This is a genomic window from Pseudomonas sp. TE3895 (assembly GCF_056278855.1).
On the sequence record NZ_JBWBQE010000001.1, the window covers coordinates 5654654 to 5669693 of the forward strand.

Here is a 15040-nt window from a genome sequence, read left to right on the forward strand (position 1 = left end):
TGTTTTACCGATTGCGTAACAAAGTGATGAGCCGTTCGCGGGTTTACCCGCTCCTGTAGGAGCGGGTAAACCCGCGAAGAAACCCTATTGGCCCTGGAAGGTGATTACTTGCCAGTCCACTCCTTCACACGATCAGGGTGCTTGGCAACCCAGTCCTTGGCGGCCGCTTCAGGCTTGGCCCCTTCCTGAATCGCCAGCATCACCTCGCCAATCTCGTCCTTGGACTGCCAGTTGAACTTCTTCAGGAACTCCGCCACTTCCGGTGCCTTGGTGGCCAGTTCCTTGCTGCCGATGCTGTTCACGGTTTCTGCCGCGCCATATACGCCTTTCGGGTCTTCGAGGAACTTCAGCTTCCACTTGGCGAACATCCAGTGCGGAACCCAACCGGTCACCGCAATCGACTGCTGCTTGGCATAGGCACGGCCCAGTTCCGCCGTCATCGCCGCACCCGAGCTGGCCTGCAACTTGTAACTGGTCAGGCCATAGTCCTCGATCGCCTGGTCGGTCTTGAGCATCACACCGGAGCCTGCGTCGATGCCGACAATCCTGTCCTTGAAGCTGTTATCGGTCTTGAGGTCGGCAATGCTCACTGCCTTGACGTACTCGGGGACGATCAGGCCGATCTTGGCATCCTTGAAGTTCGGGCCGTAGTCGACCACGTTGTCCTTGTTCTTGGCCCAGTACTCACCATGGGTCACCGGCAACCAGGCCGACAACATGGCATCGAGCTTGCCAGTTGCCACACCCTGCCACATGATCCCCGTGGCCACGGCCTGCAACTTCACGTCATAGCCGAGTTTTTGCTTGATTACTTCGGCGGCCACGTTGGTGGTCGCCACGCTGTCGGCCCAACCATCCACGTAACCAATGCTTACTTCTTTGGCCATAGCCTGTGCAGCGCTCATGGCCATTACCAGGGCGGTGCCCACGCCCAGGAAACGTCGCATTTTCTTCAAAGTTGCCATCAAAGCATCCCCTCGTCAGGTCTTGGAGATTGCATCATCTTCCTGCAACACAAGTCGACCTGATCCACCTGCGACCTGCACCCGCCCCATATGCGACAGCACTGTGCCATTAGCGCCATCGGCCTACCTCGGCCTGCGCGATCCTTGCATGCCAAAGGTTTGGCGCCGGGCTACTATCTAACCTTTTGTGCCAGACGATGGACCGCCACATGCCCAGTTGTAGCCGCTTGTCATTGCCGTTGTACCTGCTTGCCTGCCTGCTGGCCCTGCTCGGGCTGGGGGGGCTCTGGTACGGGCTGGGCAAGCCTGTGCACCTGCCCGATGCGGCCAGCCCTGCACACAAGTTGCAATGCGCTTCGTACACGCCGTTTGACAAAGACCAGTCGCCTTACGACCAGCCGTTTCGCCTGCGCCCAGCGCGGATGGACGCCGACCTGGCGTTACTGGCCGAGCGGTTTCAGTGCATCCGTACCTATTCCATGAGCGGTCTTGAGGCAATCCCGGCGCTGGCACGCAAGCACGGGCTGAAGGTGATGCTGGGCGCCTGGGTGAACGCCCACCCGGCCGACACCGAGAAGGAAATCAACCTGCTGATCGCTGCTGCCAACGCCAACCCTGACGTGGTCAGCGCGGTGATCGTCGGCAATGAGACACTGTTGCGCAAGGAGGTGACCGGTGCCCACCTGGCCAAATTGATCGCGCGGGTGAAGCGCGAGGTCAAGGTGCCAGTGACCTACGCCGATGTGTGGGAATTCTGGCTGCAGCACCCGCAGGTGGCCCCGGCAGTGGACTTCCTGACCATCCATCTGCTGCCCTACTGGGAGGACGACCCGCGTGGCATCGACGATGCCTTGGCCCACGTTGCCGATGTGCGCCGGGTGTTCGGCACACGCTTCGCGCCCAAGGACATACTGATTGGCGAAACCGGCTGGCCCAGCGAAGGCCGCCAACGCGAAACGGCGGAGCCCAGCCGGGTCAATGAGGCGCGCTTCATCCGTGGCTTCGTGGCCATGGCCGAGCGCAATGGCTGGCACTACAACCTGATCGAAGCCTTCGATCAGCCCTGGAAACGCGCCAATGAGGGCGCAGTGGGTGGCTATTGGGGGCTGTACGACGCGGACCGGCAGGACAAGGGTGTGCTCGAAGGGCCCGTGAGCAACCTGCATGACTGGCCGCAGTGGTTGCTGGCCAGCACCGTGCTGATGGTGATCATGCTGGTGCTGGCCGGGCGCCCCGCTACACCGTTGGCCGCTTTCCTGCTGCCACTGCTGGCAGCGTTTGGCGCCGCTTGCCTGGGCCTGTGGGGTGAGTTGATGCGTACCCATGCGCGCTTTGCCGGGGAATGGTTGTGGGCACTGATGCTGGCCGGGCTGAACCTGCTGGTACTGGCCCACGCGCTGTTGGCGCTGGCGCGGCGGGCCGGCTGGCGTGAGCGCTTGTTCGCCTGGCTGCAGGTGCGAGCCGGCTGGCTGTTGCTGGCGGCGGGCTTCGCTGCGGCGGTGAGCATGCTGGCAATGGTGTTCGACCCGCGCTACCGCAGCTTCCCCAGCGCGGCGCTGGCGTTGCCGGCGCTGGTGTATGTGCTGTGGCCGGTGCGGGCGCGACGGGCGGAGGTGGCGTTGCTGGCGTTCATCGTCGGCGCCGGGGTGGCGCCGCAGTTGTTCGTCGAAGGGCTGGAGAACCAGCAGGCCTGGGGCTGGGCGGTGGTGAGTGTGCTGATGACAGCGGCGTTGTGGCGAAGCTTGCGGATGCGACAGGCTTGATACTGCATAGTCCTCGAGCCCGGCGCGTACCTTGTGTGAGTAAACTGTCTTGCTCAATTTCCAAAAGCTGGCGCGATCCCTGTGGGAGCGGCCTTGTGTCGCGATAGGGCCGCGCAGCGGCCCCAGGATCTCGGCATCATGTATAGATTGCTGGGGCCGCTTTGCGGCCCTATCGCGACACAAGGCCGCTCCCACAGGCTGGTGCTCAGCCTCAGCCCAGCGCGGTATCGAGAAACATCATCACCGCAAAACCACCCATCAACCCCAGGGTCGCCGTTGTTGCCCACAGGTATGAACTGCAGATGATCATGGTGGGGCAGCCGGACCTGGCACGGGTAATGGAACTGGGGGCAGTGCTGGGCATCAAGGTCGAACCGGCGCTGGAAGCCCTGAAAGTCGCCTTCCACATCTAAAGCCTGGCGCAGTCCCTGTGGGAGCGCCAGCTTTTGGAAATCGAGCAGGACAGTTGCTCCCACAAGGTACGCGCAGCTGCTTACATTGGGGGTTGCCTGACCAGGCGCAACCCCGCCAGTACCAGCGCAAACACCGCAATGCTGGCGGTGTACAGCACCAGCGCCGGCACCGCGAACACCAGTGCCAACACTGCCAGCCACCAGCCGGCACGCGCGGAAACGAACTGGGCCAGTAGCGCAAGGCCCAATCCGCCCCAGGCCATGATTTGATGGTGAATGCCCAACCCCAGCAGCGAACGCACCTCGCACTGCCAGTACGCCGTCGGCACTGCGCACAGCCCTACCCACTGGCCATCCTCCATCAGGCCGTAACGCACACCATAGCTGGCCGCGAGCCAAAGCCCCAGAAACAGCACCAGCAGCACCGTCGGCAGCGAACGAGACATCCTGTTCTCCAATAGCGGTAATCGAAAGCATCCATGATCGCTTATGCCCGTTTCTAAGGCAAAATCACACCCCGGCGGCTATGTTGCAGATAGCAAGTACGCCAAAGGCCACCGCAGCGGGCAACTTTGCCCGCCTGGCTGTGGTCCTAGCCTGCACACTGCTCGACCTTGCGTTCTTTTGGGGGATTACATGCTTCGATCTTTGCGCCTCGCTGCCCTGCTCGGCAGCTTGCTCATGGCTGTGGCCGCTTCAGCGCGGGATATCGACGCTGCCAGCTATGGCTACCCTCTTACCAACCCGTTCGAGGCCACCATCGCCACCACGCCGCCGGACAAGCGCCCTGAGCTGCCCAGCGACGATGAAATCACTCAGTCCGACTACAGCCTGAACTTGCGCCCGGAGCGCGAGTTCACGTTGCCCGACAACTTCTGGGCAGTGAAGAAGCTCAAGTACCGCCTGGCCCGCCAGGATCGCGAAGCGCCGTTGATCTTCATCATCGCCGGCACCGGCGCGCCCTACAGCAGCAGCATCAATGAATACCTGAAAAAGCTGTTCTACCAGGCCGGCTTCCACGTGGTGCAACTGTCATCGCCCACCAGCTATGACTTCATGAGTGCAGCCTCGCGCTTTGCTACCCCCGGCATCAGCCAGGAAGATGCCGAAGACATGTACCGGGTGATGCAGGCCGTGCGCGCCCAGCATCCACGCCTGCCGGTCAGTGATTTCTACCTCACCGGTTACAGCCTGGGTGCGCTCGACGCCGCCTTCGTCAGCCACCTGGACGAAACCCGCCGCAGCTTCAACTTCAAACGTGTGCTGCTGCTCAACCCACCGGTCAACCTCTACACCTCGATCAACAACCTCGACAAGCTGGTGCAAACCCAGGTCAAGGGCATCGACCGCAGCACCACGTTCTACGAGCTGATGCTGGAAAAACTCACCCGCTACTTCCAGGACAAGGGCTACATCGACCTGAACGACGCCCTGCTGTACGACTTCCAGCAGTCGCGCCAGCACCTGTCCAACGAGCAGATGGCCATGCTGATCGGCACTTCGTTCCGCTTCTCGGCAGCCGACATCGCCTTCACTTCCGACCTGATCAACCGCCGTGGCCTGATCATTCCGCCGAAGTTCCCGATCACCGAAGGCAGCAGCCTGACACCGTTCTTCAAGCGCGCCCTGCAGTGCGACTTCGACTGCTACATGACCGAGCAGGTGATTCCGATGTGGCGCGCCCGCACCGACGGCAACAGCATCCTGCAGTTGGTCAACCAGGTCAGCCTGTATGCCCTGGAAGACTACCTGCGCAGCAGTGACAAGATCGCTGTGATGCACAACGCCGACGACGTCATTCTCGGCCCGGGCGACATTGGCTTCCTGCGCAAGGTGTTCGGTGAACGGCTGACCCTCTACCCCCATGGCGGCCATTGCGGCAACCTCAACTACCGCGTCAACAGTGACGCCATGCTGGAGTTCTTCCGTGGTTAACAAACTCCTCTTCGCCACTGCCCTGTTTGCCGCTGGCCACACCCTGGCCGCCGAAACCGCACCCAGAGCCAGCGTGGTCGAGGCCGACCCGCAGGTGATCGGCACCGCGCCACTGGCGCCCGAAGCCGATGGCTTCCTCGACCCGCTGCGTGAGCTGAAATTCAACCCGGGGCTGGACCAGCGCGAGTTCGAGCGCTCAACCCTGCAGGCGCTGAACGTGTACGACCCGCTGGAGTCGATCAACCGGCGCATCTACCACTTCAACTACCGATTGGACCAATGGGTGCTGCTGCCGCTGGTGAATGGCTATCAGTATGTAACCCCAAAGTTCGTGCGCACGGGGGTGAGCAACTTCTTCAACAACCTTGGCGATGTGCCGAACCTGTTCAACAGCGTGTTGCAGCTCAAAGCCAAGCGCTCGGCAGAAATCACTGCGCGACTGATGTTCAACACGATTATCGGCGTGGGTGGGCTGTGGGACCCGGCGACCAGCATGGGCCTGCCGCGCCAGAGCGAGGACTTTGGCCAGACCCTGGGCTTCTATGGCGTGCCGGATGGGCCGTACCTGATGCTGCCGGTGCTAGGGCCATCGAACCTGCGCGATACCACCGGGCTGGTGGTGGACTATGCGGGAGAGCAGGCGGTCAACTACCTGAACGTGGCCGAAGCCAGCACCGATCACCCGGAAATCTTCGCCCTGCGTGTGGTGGACAAGCGCTACACCACCAATTTCCGTTATGGCCAGCTAAATTCGCCGTTCGAGTATGAAAAGGTGCGGTATGTGTATACCCAGGCGCGCAAGTTGCAGATAGCCGAGTAAGCCTGCTGCGGCCCTTTCGCGGGTGAACCCGCGCCTACACAGGTATTGGCGCAACCCCTTGTCGCGAAAGGGCCCGCACAGGCAACATCAAATCCCCAGGAATTCGCAAAGCTCGCGCTTCTTGGCAAGGGCATCGCGCCGCCCCAGCTCGATCAGTTCACTGCAATAGCTGGCCTCGAACAGCAAATAGCTCAACACCCCCGCCCCGCTGGTGCGCGTCGCCCCCGGCCCCCGCAAAAACAGGCGTAACGCCGCCGGCAACTCGCGGCGGTGCCGAGCGGCAATCTCATCCAGCGGCTGGCTGGGCGCCACCACCAGCACGTCGATCGGTGCCAGCCCCAGGCGCCGGGCATCCAGGTGCGCCGGCAACAGCCCGCTCAAGTGGTTGAGGCGCTGCAGCAGTTCGATATCGCCTTCCAGGCTGTCAATGAACGTACTGTTGAGCAGGTGCCCGCCGATCTGCGCCAGGCTCGGCTGCTGTCCGCTGAACACACGCTGGGGCGGCACCGGTGGCGCTGGCCGCTGCGGGTTTCCGCTGACCCCGACCACCAGCACCCGGCTGGCGCCCAGGTGCAAGGCCGGGCTGATCGGCGCCGACTGGCGCACTGCACCGTCGCCGTAATACTCGCCGCCCAGTTGCACCGGGGCGAACAACAGCGGGATCGCCGCACTGGCCAGCAAGTGGTCGATGGTCAACGGTGCGGGTACGCCGATACGCCGGTGGCGCAGCCAGGCCTCGATGGTGCCGCGGCCCTGGTAGAAGGTCACCGCCTGGCCAGACTCGTAGCCAAAGGCGGTCACCGCCACGGCGCGCAGTTGCTCGGCGGCCAAGGCGTGGCCGATGCCATCCAGGTTCAGGTGCGTTTGCAGCAGGCTGCGCAATGGGCTGCTGTCGAGCAACGCCACGGGAGCCTGGCCGCCCAGCCCCAGCAGGCTGTGGCCGACGAAGCGGCTGGCCTGGCGCACGACCCCGGGCCAGTCGCTGCGGATGACCAGATGGCTGCGAAAATTCTGCCAGAAGGCAGTGAGCCGTTGCACGGCCTCGTTGAAGTGCACCGCACCACTGGCCAGGGTGACGGCGTTGATGGCCCCGGCGGAGGTGCCGACGATGACCGGGAACGGGTTGTGCGCGCCGGCGGGCAGCAACTCGGCGATGCCCGCCAGCACGCCGACCTGGTAGGCGGCGCGGGCGCCGCCGCCAGAAAGGATGAGACCGGTTACCGGGGGTGGAGCCATGGAGTCCTTCCTGGGGTCAAGGTGCTTTCATGCCCGGCCTCTTCGCGGGTGAACCCGCTCCCACAGGGCCCCGCAATATGCAGAACCCGTGGTAATCCTGCAGGAGCGGGTTTACCCGCGAAGAGGCCAGGCCTGCTTACAAGGTTCAGCGCTTTTTCTTGTCATACAGCCGCGGCGCCCCTTCGGGCCGCGACTTGAACCGCCGGTGCGCCCACAGGTATTGCTCGGGGCACTCGCGCAACACACGTTCAACCCACTGGTTGATGCGCAGGCAGTCGGCTTCCTCGCTCTCGCCGGGGAAGTCCGTCAGTGGCGGGTGGATGACCAGACGATAGCCGCTGCCATCCTCCAGGCGCTTCTGGGTGAACGGAATCACTTGCGCCTTGCCCAGCCGGGCAAACTTGGTGGTAGCGGTGACCGTCGCTGCGGGGATGCCAAACAACGGTACGAAGATGCTCTGTTTGGCGCCGTAGTCCTGGTCCGGTGCGTACCAGATCGCCCGGCCCGAACGCAGCAGCTTGAGCATGCCACGTACGTCCTCGCGCTCCACCGCCAGCGAATCGAGGTTGTGACGCTCGCGGCCGCTGCGCTGGATGAAGTCGAACAGTGCATTGCCGTGTTCGCGGTACATGCCGTCGATCGTGTGCTGCTGGCCGAGCAGCGCGGCGCCGATTTCCAGGGTAGTGAAGTGCACCGCCATGAGGATCGCGCCCTGCCCCGCCTGCTGGGCGGCCTGCAGGTGCTCAAGGCCCTCGATATGAGCCAGGCGCGCCAGCCTGGCCTTGGGCCACCACCAGCTCATGGCCATTTCGAAGAAGGCGATGCCGGTAGAGGCGAAGTTGGCCTTGAGCAAACGCTGCCGTTCGTCGATCGACAGCTCCGGGAAGCACAGCTCCAGGTTGCGCGCGGCGATGCGCCGACGTTCACCGGCAAAGCAATACATGACGGCGCCCAGCGCGGCACCGATCTTCAGCAGCACCCGGTACGGCAACTGAACCACCAGCCACAGCAGGCCCAGGCCCAGCCACAGGCCCCAGAACTTGGGGTGAAGGTAATAGGGACGAAAACGCGGGCGTTCCATTGAAGCATCCGGAAAGACAAAGGCCGCGCATTCTACAACGGATCAGCGCATGTTGCGGGCAACCGGTGTTCTCGTTATAAGTCAGGGCACTTTTTTCGCAACAAGCCGTCTATGCAGACCATGAGCCCAAACCACACACCCGACACCGCCTCCGTGTTCCAGCTCAAGGGCAGCATGCTCGCCATTACGGTACTGGAACTGGCGCGCAATGACCTTGAAGCCCTCGACCGCCAATTGGCGGCCAAAGTCGCCCAGGCCCCGAACTTCTTCAGCAATACACCGCTGGTGCTGGCGCTGGACAAGCTGCCGGCCGACGAAGGGGCAATCGACCTGCCCGGCTTGATGCGGATCTGCCGACACCACGGCCTGCGTACCCTGGCCATCCGCGCCAACCGCATCGAGGACATCGCCGCCGCCATCGCCATCGACCTGCCGGTGCTGCCGCCCTCGGGGGCCCGCGAACGGCCGTTGGAGCCCGAGCCCGAGGTAGTCAAAAAGCCCGAACCGGCCCCTGCCCTGGCGCCAGCGCCTGCCCCTGAACCCGAGGTGCGCCCGACCCGCATCATTACTTCGCCAGTACGCGGCGGCCAACAGATCTATGCTCAGGGCGGTGATCTGGTGGTGACGGGCTCGGTCAGCCCAGGTGCGGAACTTCTGGCCGATGGCAACATCCATGTGTACGGCGCCATGCGCGGCCGCGCCCTGGCCGGCATCAAAGGCAACACCAAGGCGCGTATCTTCTGCCAGCAGATGACCGCCGAAATGGTCTCGATCGCCGGCCAGTACAAAGTCTGCGAAGACCTGCGCCGGGATCCGCTGTGGGGGACCAGCGTGCAAGTCAGCCTGTCTGGTGACGTGTTGAACATCACCCGTCTTTAACGGATACTTGCCAGCATTTTTAGAGCAACTTTTTTACCGTTGCCTTTATTTAGCTATTTCAGTTTTTTGCAGGGACAAGTGTCCCGACTATTTTTAGGGGTGAAACACCTTGGCCAAGATTCTCGTGGTTACTTCCGGCAAGGGGGGTGTGGGCAAGACCACTACCAGCGCCGCCATTGGTACCGGCCTCGCACTGCGCGGCCACAAGACCGTCATTGTCGACTTCGACGTGGGCCTGCGTAACCTCGACCTGATCATGGGCTGCGAACGCCGCGTGGTGTACGACTTCGTCAACGTGGTCAACGGCGAAGCCAACCTGCAACAGGCCCTGATCAAGGACAAGCGCCTCGAGAACCTGTACGTGCTGGCCGCCAGCCAGACCCGTGACAAGGACGCGCTGACCCAGGAAGGCGTGGAAAAGGTACTGATGGACCTGAAGAAGGACTTCGAGTACGTCATCTGCGACTCGCCGGCCGGTATCGAAAAAGGTGCTCACCTGGCCATGTACTTCGCTGACGAAGCCATCGTGGTGACCAACCCGGAGGTTTCGTCGGTACGTGACTCCGACCGCATGCTGGGTATTCTGTCGAGCAAGTCGCGCCGCTCCGAAAACGGTGAAGAGCCGATCAAGGAGCATTTGCTGATCACCCGCTACCACCCGGAGCGCGTCGTCAAAGGCGAAATGCTGAGCGTGGCCGACGTGGAAGAAATCCTGTCGATCAAACTCAAGGGTGTGATCCCGGAATCGCAGGCCGTCCTCAAGGCGTCCAACCAAGGTATCCCGGTCATTCTCGATGACCAGAGCGATGCCGGCCAGGCCTACAGTGATGCGGTCGACCGCCTGCTGGGCAAAGAGAAGCCGATGCGCTTCATCGATGTACAGAAGAAGGGATTCTTCGAGCGCATTTTCGGGAGCAAATAAACCATGAACCTTTTTGACTTCTTTCGTGGCAGACAGAAACAGACCAGCGCGTCGGTAGCGAAAGAGCGTCTACAGATCATCGTGGCGCACGAGCGCGGCCAACGCAGCGAACCGGACTACCTGCCCGCGCTGCAGAAAGAACTGCTGGAAGTAATCCGCAAATATGTGAACATCGGCAATGATGATGTGCATATCGAGCTGGAAAACCAGGGCAGCTGCTCGATTCTGGAGCTGAACATCACCCTGCCGGATCGCTGATCCGCGTAGTCGACAATTTGGGGCTGCCTTGCAGCCCTTCGCGGGCAAGCCCGCTCCTACAGGGGAATGCATAGCCTTTGTAGGAGCGGGCTTGCCCGCGAAGGGCCGCAAAGCGGCCCCAGCGTTTACTGCTATTTTCGTGAGACCTGTAATGCCGCTGTCGAATGTCCAGATCCTCTTCGAAGACGCCGCCATCCTGGTGATCAACAAACCGACCCTGCTGCTGTCGGTACCTGGCCGTGCCGAGGACAACAAGGACTGCCTGATCACCCGCCTGCAGGAAAACGGCTACCCCGATGCGCTGATCGTGCACCGTCTGGACTGGGAAACCTCCGGCATCATCCTGCTGGCCCGCGATGCCGACAGCCACCGCGAGCTGTCGCGCCAGTTTCACGACCGTGAAACCGAAAAAGCCTACACCGCGCTGTGCTGGGGCCAGCCGGCGCTGGACAGCGGCAGCATCGACCTGCCACTGCGCTACGACCCACCGACCAAACCACGGCATGTGGTGGACCACGAGCAGGGCAAACACGCCCTGACCTTCTGGCGTATCGTCGAACGCTGCGGCGATTACTGTCGGGTGGAGCTGACGCCGATTACCGGGCGTTCGCACCAGCTGCGCGTGCACATGCTGTCGATCGGGCACCCGCTGCTGGGTGATCGGCTGTACGCCAACCCGCAAGCCCTGGCGGCCCATGAGCGGCTGTGCCTGCATGCCTCGATGCTGAGCTTTACCCACCCGGTGTCCGGGCAGCGGTTGAAGTTCGAGTGCCCGGCACCGTTCTGATTTCGCAGGGCCTGTACCGGCCTCTTCGCGGCTGAAGCCGCCCCCACAGGGACCGCGCGGCGCTCAGGGGCTGTGTAATACCTGTGGGAGCGGCGTTAGCCGCGAAGATGCAGACACAAATTGTCGACATTCTGCGTTAAACTCGCGCCACTGCTGTCTGGAGTGAGCTATGCGCGACGCACTGAATACCGGCCTCATCGAATTTCTCAAGGCCTCCCCCACGCCCTTCCATGCCACCGCCAGCCTGGTCCAGCGCCTTGAGGCGGCCGGCTACAAGCGCCTGGACGAGCGCGACAGTTGGGACCCCGAGACTGGCGGCCGCTACTACGTCACCCGCAACGATTCTTCAATCATCGCCATCAAACTGGGCAAGCAGTCGCCGCTGCTCAATGGCATCCGCATGGTCGGCGCCCACACTGACAGCCCGTGCTTGCGGGTCAAGCCTCAGCCCGAGCTGCAGCGTCAGGGCTTCCTGCAACTGGGTGTGGAAGTGTATGGCGGCGCGTTGCTGGCACCCTGGTTCGACCGCGACCTGTCGCTGGCTGGCCGCGTCACCTACCGCCGTGACGGCAAGGTCGAAAGCCAGCTGATCGACTTCAAGCTGCCAATCGCGATCATCCCCAACCTGGCGATCCACCTGAACCGCACCGCCAACGAAGGCTGGGCGATCAACCCGCAGAACGAACTGCCCCCCATCCTCGCCCAAGTGGCCGGTGACGAACGCATCGACTTCCGCGCCCTGCTCACCGAGCAACTGGCCCGCGAGCACGAGCTGATCGCCGACGTGGTGCTGGACTACGAGCTGAGCTTCTATGACACGCAAGACGCCGCGCTGATCGGTCTGAATGGCGACTTCATCGCTGGCGCCCGCCTGGACAACCTGCTGTCGTGCTACGCCGGTTTGCAGGCCCTGCTGGCCGCCGACAGCGACGAAACCTGTGTGCTGGTGTGCAACGACCACGAAGAAGTCGGCAGTTGCTCGGCCTGCGGTGCCGATGGCCCGATGCTGGAGCAGACCCTGCAGCGCCTGCTGCCCGATGGCGACACCTACGTGCGCACCGTCCAGCGCTCGCTGATGGTGTCGGCCGACAACGCCCACGGCGTGCACCCCAACTACGCCGACAAGCATGACGGCAACCACGGGCCGAAGCTCAACGCCGGGCCCGTGATCAAAGTGAACAACAACCAGCGTTACGCCACCAACAGCGAGACTGCCGGGTTCTTCCGCCACTTGTGCATGGCCGAGGAAGTACCGGTGCAGAGCTTTGTGGTGCGCAGCGACATGGGCTGTGGCTCGACCATCGGGCCGATCACCGCCAGCCACCTGGGTGTGCGCACGGTGGATATCGGTTTGCCGACCTTTGCCATGCACTCCATTCGCGAGCTGTGTGGCAGCCATGACCTGGCGCACCTGGTGAAGGTACTGACCGCGTTCTACCGTAGCCGCGAACTGCCTTGATGTAAGCAGGCCCGGCCTATTCGCGGCGGTTCGACGCGAATAGGCCGAGCCTGCTTACACATGCTCAAGGTCAATCACGCCTCGCTTGCCAAGCGCTATGCTTGTTACATGGCCCCACTGCAAAAGGATTGCTGTCCATGTCCCCGTTCCTGTCACTGTTCGTCCCGGTGTTCCTGTTCCTGATGCTGCTGACCATCGGCTTCAGCATGCGCGAACGCAACATCGGTGTACTGATGATGTGGGTCGGCACCTTGGGTATTTTCGGCCTCACCTGCTGGAAGATCCTCGAGAAACTGCCGACATAAACCTCTACACTCGGTCAATCGTTTGACCTGAGGTAGATTTGCCAGTGCCTGCCCTCCTGCGTTACCTGTTCCTGTTGCTGTTGCTTTTCATTGCCCCGGTACAAGCGGCGGGCTTGCCTGGCCTGCTGGGCGGCAGTGCGCCCGCGCAACCAGAGGCCACCGAGCCGCTGGGCAAGTCGCTGGACGAGGTGATCAAGAACCTCGAAAACGACCAGCAACGGGCCAAGCTGCTGGCCGACCTGAAAAAACTGCGCGACGCCACCCGGCAATCGCAACCCAGCGTTGAACAGGGCGTACTCGGCCTGATCGGCGGTGCCCTGCATGACTTTGAAAAACAGTTCAGCGGCGATGCCAGCCCATTCCACCGCTGGGCCGCGGAAATCGAACAGGCCCAGGCCGAACTGGCGGAACTGGTGGTGCCCGTGCACCAGTGGCCGCCAATCCTGTTTGGTTTTGCTGCAGTGATTGCCGTGTGGAGTGTGCTGGCCTACGCCTTCAACTGGGTCGGCCATCGGGTCCGCCTGCGCTTTGGCCTGAGCGAGGAACTGCCACAGCACCCGCGGACCTGGGACCTGGTGCGCTTTGCCTTGCGCAAGCTCGGCCCCTGGCTGGTAGCGCTGGTGTTCACGGTGTACCTGAGTTTCGTGCTGCCGCCATCACTGGGCAAATCCCTGGCCATGGTGCTGGCCTACGCACTGGTGGTCGGTACGTGCTTTTCGGCCATTTGCGTCATCGCCTTTTCCTTGCTGGACGGCCCACACCGCCACCGCGCCCTGCACATCCTGCGGCGCCAAGCATTTCGCCCGTTGTGGCTGATTGGCAGCTTCGCCGCGTTTGGCGAGGCGATGAGCGATCCGCGCATGCTGGTTGCCCTCGGTACCCACCTGGCCCACACCCTGGCTACCTTGGCCAATGTGATTGCGGCACTGTGTACCGGGCTGTTCATCCTGCGCTTCCGCCGGCCGATCGCCCACCTGATCCGCAACCAGCCACTGTCGCGGCGCCTGACCCGACGTACCCTCAGCGATACCATCGAGATCCTCGGCAGCTTCTGGTTCATTCCGGCGCTGATCCTGGTGGCTATTTCGCTGTTCGCCACCTTCGTCTCCGCCGGCGACACCAGCACCGCCCTGCGCCAGTCGCTGATGTGCACCGTGCTGGTGGTGGTGTGCATGGTGCTCAACGGCCTGGTGCGCCGCCATGCCGCCAACCCCAAGCGGGCCAGCAAGCGCCAGGCGGTGTACACCGAGCGCCTGCGCAACTTCGGCTACCTGCTGGTGCACCTGTTCATCTGGCTGGTGTTCATCGAGTTGGGCCTGCGTGTGTGGGGCGTGTCGATGATCAGCTTCGCCGAGGGCGACGGCCGTGACATCAGCCTGCGCCTGCTGGGCCTGGCCGGCACGCTGATCGTGGCCTGGCTGGTGTGGATCCTTGCAGACACCGCCGTACACCATGCCCTGGTGCGCTCGCGCCGGGGGCTGGCCAACGCCCGTGCGCAAACCATGATGCCGTTGATTCGCAACGTGATGTTCGTGGTCATCTTCATCATTGCGGTCATCGTCGCCCTGGCCAACATGGGCATGAACGTCACCCCGCTGCTGGCCGGTGCCGGTGTGATCGGCCTGGCCATCGGTTTTGGCGCGCAGTCGCTGGTGGCCGACCTGATCACCGGCCTGTTCATCATCATCGAAGATTCGCTGGCCATCGACGACTACGTGGATGTCGGCGGCCACCTGGGCACGGTGGAAGGGTTGACCATTCGTACCGTGCGCCTGCGCGACATCGACGGTATTGTGCATACCATCCCGTTCAGCGAAATCAAGAGCATCAAGAACTACTCGCGGGAGTTCGGCTACGCGATCTTCCGCGTGGCAATCCCGCACAGCATGAACATCGACCAGGCGATCACGCTGGTTCGCGAAGTGGGGCAGAAGCTGCGCAATGACCCGCTGATGCGCCGCAATATCTGGTCGCCGCTGGAGCTACAGGGGGTGGAGAGCTTCGAGTCAGGGTCGGCGATCTTGCGGGCGCGGTTCAAGACCGCGCCGATCAAGCAGTGGGAGGTGTCGCGGGCGTTCAACCTGGCCTTGAAGCGGCAGCTGGATGAAGCCGGGCTGGACCTGGCGACGCCGCGGTTGTCGGTGCAGGTGGTGACAGCCGGTGGGGGTGGGATGACAGAGGCCCGCTCGTAGGAGCGGGTTTACCCGCGAAGAAGGC

General features: G+C 62.8%; 14 protein-coding genes. 10 read left to right on the forward strand and 4 right to left on the reverse strand.

The features are described 5' to 3' along the window. Nucleotides 1-104: 104 nt before the first annotated feature. Nucleotides 105-965, reverse strand: coding sequence for a glycine betaine ABC transporter substrate-binding protein (locus ACZ889_RS25550; RefSeq protein WP_047605295.1), 861 nt, complete (start codon nucleotides 963-965; stop codon nucleotides 105-107). A 197-nt stretch (nucleotides 966-1162) separates the two neighbouring features. Between ACZ889_RS25550 and ACZ889_RS25555 the strand changes: the two genes are divergently transcribed. Then, nucleotides 1163-2728, forward strand: a complete 1566-nt coding sequence (locus ACZ889_RS25555) for a glycoside hydrolase family 17 protein (protein WP_476257942.1) — start codon at nucleotides 1163-1165, stop codon at nucleotides 2726-2728. 493 nt (nucleotides 2729-3221) lie between these two features. On the opposite strand, the gene ACZ889_RS25560 is transcribed toward ACZ889_RS25555, so the two are convergent. Further along, nucleotides 3222-3587, reverse strand: a complete 366-nt coding sequence (locus ACZ889_RS25560; protein ID WP_054888726.1) for a hypothetical protein — start codon at nucleotides 3585-3587, stop codon at nucleotides 3222-3224. A 190-nt stretch (nucleotides 3588-3777) separates the two neighbouring features. Between ACZ889_RS25560 and ACZ889_RS25565 the strand changes: the two genes are divergently transcribed. Together ACZ889_RS25565 and ACZ889_RS25570 are read left to right on the forward strand one after the other, a co-directional pair. Continuing rightward, complete coding sequence (locus tag ACZ889_RS25565; RefSeq protein WP_121783926.1) at nucleotides 3778-5076, forward strand: serine/threonine protein kinase; 1299 nt, start codon at nucleotides 3778-3780, stop codon at nucleotides 5074-5076. 73 nt (nucleotides 5077-5149) lie between these two features. After that, nucleotides 5150-5896, forward strand: a complete 747-nt coding sequence (locus tag ACZ889_RS25570) for an MlaA family lipoprotein (protein ID WP_042162639.1) — start codon at nucleotides 5150-5152, stop codon at nucleotides 5894-5896. Between the two features lie 87 nt (nucleotides 5897-5983). On the opposite strand, the gene ACZ889_RS25575 is transcribed toward ACZ889_RS25570, so the two are convergent. After that, nucleotides 5984-7132, reverse strand: coding sequence for a patatin-like phospholipase family protein (locus ACZ889_RS25575; RefSeq protein ID WP_012053410.1), 1149 nt, complete (start codon nucleotides 7130-7132; stop codon nucleotides 5984-5986). 145 nt (nucleotides 7133-7277) lie between these two features. Then, nucleotides 7278-8213: a lipid A biosynthesis lauroyl acyltransferase gene (locus ACZ889_RS25580; RefSeq protein ID WP_003252578.1), complete on the reverse strand. Its 936-nt coding sequence runs from the start codon at nucleotides 8211-8213 to the stop codon at nucleotides 7278-7280. 111 nt (nucleotides 8214-8324) lie between these two features. Between ACZ889_RS25580 and minC the strand changes: the two genes are divergently transcribed. From minC to ACZ889_RS25615, 7 genes are all read left to right on the forward strand, one after another. Further along, entirely contained in the window at nucleotides 8325-9092 is a 768-nt protein-coding gene (gene minC, locus ACZ889_RS25585) for a septum site-determining protein MinC (RefSeq protein WP_180689405.1), read from the forward strand. A gap of 109 nt (nucleotides 9093-9201) precedes the next feature. Continuing rightward, a complete protein-coding gene (gene minD, locus ACZ889_RS25590; RefSeq protein WP_003252574.1) occupies nucleotides 9202-10014 on the forward strand; it encodes a septum site-determining protein MinD in 813 nt (270 codons plus the stop codon). A 3-nt stretch (nucleotides 10015-10017) separates the two neighbouring features. Then, complete coding sequence (gene minE / locus ACZ889_RS25595; protein ID WP_003252572.1) at nucleotides 10018-10272, forward strand: cell division topological specificity factor MinE; 255 nt, start codon at nucleotides 10018-10020, stop codon at nucleotides 10270-10272. Nucleotides 10273-10423: 151 nt separating this feature from the next. Then, on the forward strand, nucleotides 10424-11059 hold the full coding sequence (locus ACZ889_RS25600) for an RluA family pseudouridine synthase (RefSeq protein WP_003252569.1): 636 nt from the start codon (nucleotides 10424-10426) through the stop codon (nucleotides 11057-11059). Between the two features lie 169 nt (nucleotides 11060-11228). Further along, entirely contained in the window at nucleotides 11229-12518 is a 1290-nt protein-coding gene (locus tag ACZ889_RS25605) for a M18 family aminopeptidase (RefSeq protein ID WP_004575813.1), read from the forward strand. 137 nt (nucleotides 12519-12655) lie between these two features. Next, nucleotides 12656-12823 carry a hypothetical protein gene (locus ACZ889_RS25610; protein WP_003252566.1) on the forward strand — a complete coding sequence of 56 codons (168 nt, stop codon included), beginning with the start codon at nucleotides 12656-12658 and terminating at the stop codon, nucleotides 12821-12823. Between the two features lie 44 nt (nucleotides 12824-12867). After that, complete coding sequence (locus ACZ889_RS25615; RefSeq protein ID WP_476257943.1) at nucleotides 12868-15015, forward strand: mechanosensitive ion channel family protein; 2148 nt, start codon at nucleotides 12868-12870, stop codon at nucleotides 15013-15015. Nucleotides 15016-15040 lie beyond the last annotated feature (25 nt).

What these genes read in the sequence shown, in the direction of transcription:
- ACZ889_RS25560 (WP_054888726.1), bottom strand. Translation starts at nt 3,587, where the DNA reads ATGTCTCGTTCGCTGCCGACGGTGCTGCTGGTGCTGTTTCTGGGGCTT.
- ACZ889_RS25555 (WP_476257942.1), top strand. Translation starts at nt 1,163, where the DNA reads ATGGACCGCCACATGCCCAGTTGTAGCCGCTTGTCATTGCCGTTGTAC.
- ACZ889_RS25605 (WP_004575813.1), top strand. Translation starts at nt 11,229, where the DNA reads ATGCGCGACGCACTGAATACCGGCCTCATCGAATTTCTCAAGGCCTCC.
- ACZ889_RS25610 (WP_003252566.1), top strand. Translation starts at nt 12,656, where the DNA reads ATGTCCCCGTTCCTGTCACTGTTCGTCCCGGTGTTCCTGTTCCTGATG.
- ACZ889_RS25575 (WP_012053410.1), bottom strand. Translation starts at nt 7,132, where the DNA reads ATGGCTCCACCCCCGGTAACCGGTCTCATCCTTTCTGGCGGCGGCGCC.
- ACZ889_RS25550 (WP_047605295.1), bottom strand. Translation starts at nt 965, where the DNA reads ATGGCAACTTTGAAGAAAATGCGACGTTTCCTGGGCGTGGGCACCGCC.
- ACZ889_RS25580 (WP_003252578.1), bottom strand. Translation starts at nt 8,213, where the DNA reads ATGGAACGCCCGCGTTTTCGTCCCTATTACCTTCACCCCAAGTTCTGG.
- ACZ889_RS25600 (WP_003252569.1), top strand. Translation starts at nt 10,424, where the DNA reads ATGCCGCTGTCGAATGTCCAGATCCTCTTCGAAGACGCCGCCATCCTG.
- ACZ889_RS25565 (WP_121783926.1), top strand. Translation starts at nt 3,778, where the DNA reads ATGCTTCGATCTTTGCGCCTCGCTGCCCTGCTCGGCAGCTTGCTCATG.
- minC (WP_180689405.1), top strand. Translation starts at nt 8,325, where the DNA reads ATGCAGACCATGAGCCCAAACCACACACCCGACACCGCCTCCGTGTTC.
- minE (WP_003252572.1), top strand. Translation starts at nt 10,018, where the DNA reads ATGAACCTTTTTGACTTCTTTCGTGGCAGACAGAAACAGACCAGCGCG.